Source organism: Pleomorphomonas koreensis DSM 23070, assembly GCF_000425185.1.
Taxonomy (GTDB): domain Bacteria; phylum Pseudomonadota; class Alphaproteobacteria; order Rhizobiales; family Pleomorphomonadaceae; genus Pleomorphomonas; species Pleomorphomonas koreensis.
In genome coordinates, this window is sequence record NZ_AULH01000044.1 from 1 (window position 1) to 5,739 (window position 5,739).

The following is a 5,739-nucleotide window of genomic DNA, read 5'->3' on the forward strand; positions in this document are numbered from 1 at the left end:
CGTCTTCGTCGAACGGTTCTGGCGATCGATCAAGTACGAGGAGGTCTACCTGAGGGCCTATGAAAGCGTTCGAGACGCAAGATCGTCGATCTCGAATTACATCGGCTTTTACAATTCCGGACGGCCACATTCGAGCCTTGACGGCAGCACACCCGACGAGGCCTACTTCGGCGGGCGACAGATGGCCGAGGCCGCCTGATCGCCGCCCGCGATTTCATCACGGCTCTGGTCGGGCTACGCCCTCCCGACGCCGTGATGAAATCGCGAAGCCCCGCAGTCGACACCCCGGCGTGAGATCCACTCAAATTCCGCGGGGCGCTGTCCAAACAATCGGGGCCACCTCTTTCTACAGTTTGCAGTGTCTCGACAATCTTTGGGATTATCCTGCCAAGCGGCTTGACGTTGCCCCCAGGATTTATCCAGTTTTGAGTTCGTTTCCGGCGTTGGTGAAGCGCTACCCGTTTTTAGGCCAGGCGGAGCTGGAAATTCCGGCCTGCCTTTGATGCTCGTATTCATACGGATGGGAAAGAGGGGCAAGGCTTTAACAGGGATTTAGCGCTGATCGCATAAATGTTGCACAACTTGGGAGAGTGCAACATGGAAGTGTCTGCGAAGCCCGCGTCTACAAATTTGGTCCCGGCGGCGTCGAATCTGGTTTCATTGCCAAGGCGCAAGGTAAGCTCAGATGTCAAAGACCTGATCGACGGGCTTGTGCGCGGATGCGATCCCCAAAATGCTCACGCGAAGCCAGCCACAGTCGATCTCGATGAGACCGTGGCGATCGAAGGCGGCGCTTATCTGTCGGCAGAATTCTCGCTGACATGGTCGTCGTTCCATGGCTACGGGCGCGGGTTCCAGGTCAACGATCAAAGCGATGCCGTCAGTCTGGCGAAAGCAGCTGCGGAGGAGCATCTGAAAGATGGCTTTTGGGATCGAGCCGCGGAGAAGGCGCTCAAGGTTGGCGCCGCGGGACTTACGAAAAAGCCAGATAGCATCCTTTGCGAAAAGGTGAGCGGCGCGTGGCAGAAATCAGAGACCTGCGGTCGTTGCCGTGGAGATGGACGCCTCAACTGCAGCTACTGCGACTGGGCGGGTAAGGTCCGCTGCAACGTCTGCGCTGGATCAGGTCGCTATCGCGACGGCATGGGAGAATACCACGGCTGCTCTACGTGCGGCAGCACCGGGCGAGTTACGTGCTGGACGTGTTTCGGCACCACAAAGGTCGATTGCAGTTCCTGCAGCGGTACAGGCGCAACCACGGACTCATTGTCCATTTCCGTCACAGCTAAAGCCATCTGGCTTGCTGAGGGTGAGCCCCGACTGGTGGCGGCACTCGAGACCGGCGACATGGAGGCTGTTGGGCTCCTGGATGGTCTGCCCGAGAAACGGATGACACGTGGCCAGGCGCTCTTCGTCGGCCGCGGCGGTGACGTTCAGGTCGGGAACATCACAATCGAACTTGAGAGCGATAAGCAGGACAAGGTGCGCGGTTACCTCGGGGGATCGGCCTCGCTATTCTTCCCGGCGCCCGAAACGTTCCTGGACAATGTGCTCACCGGTACCATCGCGGACGACTTCGGCAAGGAACCCGCCGAAACCATCGCGGCAATGCGACGGACCCCTTTCACCAACGTGGTTCTGGATAAGATCTGCGAGGCCCCCAAAACAAAGCTCGAGGACCTGTTTAGGTTCACATACGCCGATCACCGCGGCTTCCTAAGCCTGGAGGGCGTGCGCATGGCATCTGCGTGGGTCACTACTCTCATGGACGCTCTCGGCGGGGCTGTTGCACGCCAGACCTGGATCATCGGTACTAGCCTCTCTGCCGCGGCCGTTGTCGGCGGCATGATCTATCTGCGTATTATCGGCATCCCGCTTCGCTGGCATCCAGTCTTCGGCGTGTTGAGCGGAGCTGCTATCGGCTGGGTGGTGACGGGCATGATCTCTTTCACCGCGCGCCTGCGTTCGAAGAAGGTGATGTCGGAGCTTCTGCCGGTGAATTCCGGGGTTCCCAACCAGGGCAAGCTTGCAGCATGGATGAAGCCCGGAATCCCCATCGTGGCGGCGATATTTCTTGGCTTGGCCCTCTACACCCCGCATTGAAATCAATGCGGGGCAAAAAGGATTCCGATGCCGGTTGGCCGCGTCAGAAGGCGCTGCCCTTGCAGTAGGTCTGCTTGAAATAGTCGAGCGCTTTAGTGAGCCGGGCAGGATCGCCCACGTTAAAAAAGAACCCCTGCTCAGCTTGCGTACAGAAAGTTTCGTCGTCTGAAGAGCAGGTCATTTTCGATCCGGCGATTTGCGTTACTGGGTACTGCTCGCTTGCCAGCTTAATATCTACAGCCTTCGAAAAATCAAATTCCATGTGGTAAGAGATAAGCGTCTGAGTACCATCAGCTTTAAAACGCTCGAGGTTAAGTACTTTACCGTCGACCCCGTAAGAACATTCCGAGATGCTGGACAACTTCACCGTAACAAAGTCGGCATCAATCGTACTGCCTTTGACGTGAAGAACAATTGTATCCCTGTTGGTTCCTTCAGGTTTATATGTAAACTTTCCAGCCCCCAATTCTTTGGTAACTTCGGACCCATCGTAGCCCATCAAGAGATAGGCGACAGTTTCTTGTGCCGTCTGGCAGAAGGCGTGGGAAGCGGAAAGAAGCAGTGCGGCGATAGCGATAGAAGAGCGCATTATTCCCCCGACACGTACCGGTAATTGCACCTCATTGCTAAGGCATCCGGTTGAACGTGTCGATGGAATTTAAAGCGCCCAACCGCAGTAAAGTTATTGGCTGTACTCGCAAGCCACGCTCACCGCTGTCAGAATGAGGTGCCATTGCAGTCGTTCTGCTTGAATGAAGTCAGCGCCCTCTCGAGGCGGGTCTCATCCGCAGCATTGGCGAAGAAGACCTTCTCAGCGTGACCGCACAAAGTTGGGTCTTCGCTGGAGCACGTGATCTGATCGTGTCCCATTGCGTGGTGTAGCTGAGTGAATGAGGTGGTCATCGGCGGAACGCCGGTATGGTCGGAGTTGCAGCACCAACCCGACCGAGGAACCACCGATGACCGATATGATGATGAGCCTGCGGGCGCTCGTGGAGAAGAGCCCAGATGCCGATATCCTGCGCGAGATGATCGGCTATGCCGCCGAGCGGCTGATGGAGTTGGAGATCGGCGCCCGGACTGGCGCTGAGTGGGGTGAGAAGAGCAAGGATCGACTGGCCCAGCGCAACGGCTACCGCGAACGCGATTGGGAGACTCGGGCTGGAACCGTCGAACTGCGCATTCCTCGCCTTCGCACCTCAAGCTACTTCCCGAGCTTCCTGGAACCGCGGCGGATGGCCGAGAAGGCCCTGACCGCCGTCATCCAGGAAGCTTACATCCAGGGCATATCGACGCGCTCGGTCGACGATCTGGTCAAGTCGCTGGGGATGAGTGGCATCTCCAAGAGCCAGGTCAGCCGCCTGTGCGAGGAGATCGACGAGCGGGTGAAGGTCTTCCTCGACCGTCCGATCGAGGGCGACTGGCCCTACCTGTGGATTGATGCGACCTATCTGAAGGTCCGCCAGAACGGCCGGATTGTGTCGGTGGCGGTCATCGTCGCGGTTGGCGTCAACAGTGACGGTCGGCGCGAGGTGCTCGGCATGGATATCGGTCCATCAGAGGCTGAGACCTTCTGGACCGGATTCCTTCGCAAGCTCGCCCGTCGTGGTCTGCGCGGTGTCAAGCTGGTGATCTCCGACGCCCACGAGGGCATCAAGGCGGCGGTCTCGAAGGTTTTGACGGCGACGTGGCAACGCTGCCGCGTCCACTTCATGCGCAACGCTCTGGCGCATGCCGGCAAGAATGGCCGCCGGGTTGTCTCCGCCTTCATCGCGACGGCCTTCGCCCAGAACGACGCCGAGGCAGCCCAGAGGCAGTGGCGCGCCGTCGCCGACCAACTCCGACCCAGGATGACCAAGCTCGCCGCCTTCATGGATGACGCGGAGGCGGACGTGCTTGCCTACGCGATCCAGGACACGCCGGAGATGGTTGCCCAGCACTACGGTCGGTTCCTGCCGCAGGACAAGGCGGAGATCGCCGCGCGCATTCTGAACAAGGTCTGGGAAGCGGCTTGAGATGCCCACTTCACGGCATCTGGAATGATTTTGAGAAGATAGCCCAACTCATACACCGCAATTGTTGCGGTGATTGGCTTTGTCGATGTCGGCGTGGCCAAGGAGCGGAATGGAGAACCCGCCAAGAATATTCAGCTAGATGGATACGCACAGCGAATGTTGGTCTCGTAGGTTGCGAGCCCCCGCAACCAGTCTGAACCAAAGACCTCAGCAAAATCAATGATTTGCTGAGGTCTTTGTTTTTGCGTGTTATCCTGGCCTAAGAAAATCAAATAGTTAGCTTCGTAGGTTCAAATCGGGGGTCCGGTAGCCCGCAACCATCACGCGACATGAAAGCATCCGCCGCCTGATCGGGGGGATTCTTATCCGAAAGCTCGCTACATTAGCCGAAAGCCGACGGGCTCGCTTCAGTCAGCCATGTTCTCTCGGAGCGCATAGACGAGCCCCGCTGACAGCCACGACCGCAGTGCATCCCATTCCGGTCTTTCGTCCAAAGAGCGGACGACCTATTCTTCTATCCGATGTCATGCGGATATCCGTTGATCTGTGCGCACAGATTCGGGTGGAATGTAAACTAACATTGTAAATCGCGCAGTCAGCTTCGGAAGGCGAACGGCCATTTCCACCGAAACAAAGTCGGAAATGTCGATTCTCGGCAAGAGTACTATTCCAGCTTCGTATGGAGCGAACCGTCGGTAGATTGAAGTCCGGTCTCGCCGGATCCCCGCTGTATAAGTCTGGTGCCCAGCTTGATCGTCTGGGGCGGCGAGGTATCGCCCCCAATCCTGCGGAACAGGAGTTGGGTTGCGACACGGCCGATATCGTAAGGGTTCTGTTCGATGACGCTGATTCCAGGCTCCAGCAGATCGGCCAGCGGGAAATCATCGAAACCGATGAAGGGCAGATGCAGACCGACGACCTTGAAGGCGCGGAGCAAGGCATAGGTGCAAAGGGAGTCGCCGGTAATCGCGGCGGTGATCGGCTCATTGAGAGCGAGCATCTTTCTGAGGGAGGCTAGGGTAGCTGCAGGGTTGCCGGATGCCGAGCAGACCAGCGCGTGATCAAAGGCAATGCCCTCGGCCGTCAAGGCTTGCCGGTATCCCTCGATCCGCTCGACCTGGGTGAACAGCTGATCGACATTGCTGAAGAAGGCGATGCGGTGATGGCCGCATTTCACCAGCTGGCGTGTCGCCATCTGGGCGCCGGCGTGATTGTCGGTCAGGACGGCGTCTACCTGATGATGCAGCGACGGACGGTCGACGAATACCACCGGCAATCCGTTGCCCAATTCGCGGCCGAGGTAGGGTTGTTCCCGGCCGGTCGGGGCGATGATCAGGCCGTCGACCTGGCGGGAAGCCAGCGCCCGTACCGCCTCCTGTTCTCGCTCGAGATTGCCTCCGGTCGCCGCAACGATCAGCATCGAGCTGTTTTCAAGGCTCACGCTCTCAATGGCTCTGATCAACTGCGAGACGAAGGGTTCGCCAAGATCCTCACAGATAAAGCCGATGCTGTGGGTTGTGCCCATGCGAAGCACCCGGGCGCTGTCGTTACGCCGATATCCCAGTTCGGCGATGACGGCCTTCACCTTTTTCCGGACGGGAGGGCTGACCCCAGGCTCGTC

At 58.4% G+C, this 5,739-nt stretch carries 4 protein-coding genes and 1 pseudogene; 3 read left to right on the forward strand and 2 right to left on the reverse strand.

Translation table 11 applies throughout. The features are described from left to right. Both H512_RS0119695 and H512_RS27225 read left to right on the forward strand, forming a co-directional pair. A partial coding sequence (locus H512_RS0119695; protein WP_026784872.1) for an integrase core domain-containing protein occupies window positions 1-199 on the forward strand: 199 nt, incomplete at its 5' end. Between the two features lie 398 nt (window positions 200-597). Continuing rightward, window positions 598-2,103, forward strand: coding sequence for a hypothetical protein (locus H512_RS27225; RefSeq protein WP_156899590.1), 1,506 nt, complete (start codon window positions 598-600; stop codon window positions 2,101-2,103). 43 nt (window positions 2,104-2,146) lie between these two features. Here the strand turns inward: H512_RS27225 and H512_RS0119710 are convergent, their stop codons facing one another. Beyond that, a complete protein-coding gene (locus H512_RS0119710; RefSeq protein ID WP_026784875.1) occupies window positions 2,147-2,692 on the reverse strand; it encodes a hypothetical protein in 546 nt (181 codons plus the stop codon). A 370-nt stretch (window positions 2,693-3,062) separates the two neighbouring features. Between H512_RS0119710 and H512_RS25135 the strand changes: the two are divergent. After that, a pseudogene (locus H512_RS25135) lies at window positions 3,063-4,007 on the forward strand (IS256 family transposase); the annotation flags it as partial. A 775-nt stretch (window positions 4,008-4,782) separates the two neighbouring features. On the opposite strand, the gene H512_RS25140 reads toward H512_RS25135, so the two are convergent. Beyond that, window positions 4,783-5,739, reverse strand: a 957-nt coding sequence (locus H512_RS25140; protein WP_036792995.1) for a LacI family DNA-binding transcriptional regulator, incomplete at its 5' end; no start/stop codon positions are given.

Bases quoted from the DNA above. Each gene is read 5' to 3' on its own strand.
- H512_RS27225 (WP_156899590.1), top strand. From the start codon at position 598: ATGGAAGTGTCTGCGAAGCCCGCGTCTACAAATTTGGTCCCGGCGGCG.
- H512_RS0119710 (WP_026784875.1), bottom strand. From the start codon at position 2,692: ATGCGCTCTTCTATCGCTATCGCCGCACTGCTTCTTTCCGCTTCCCAC.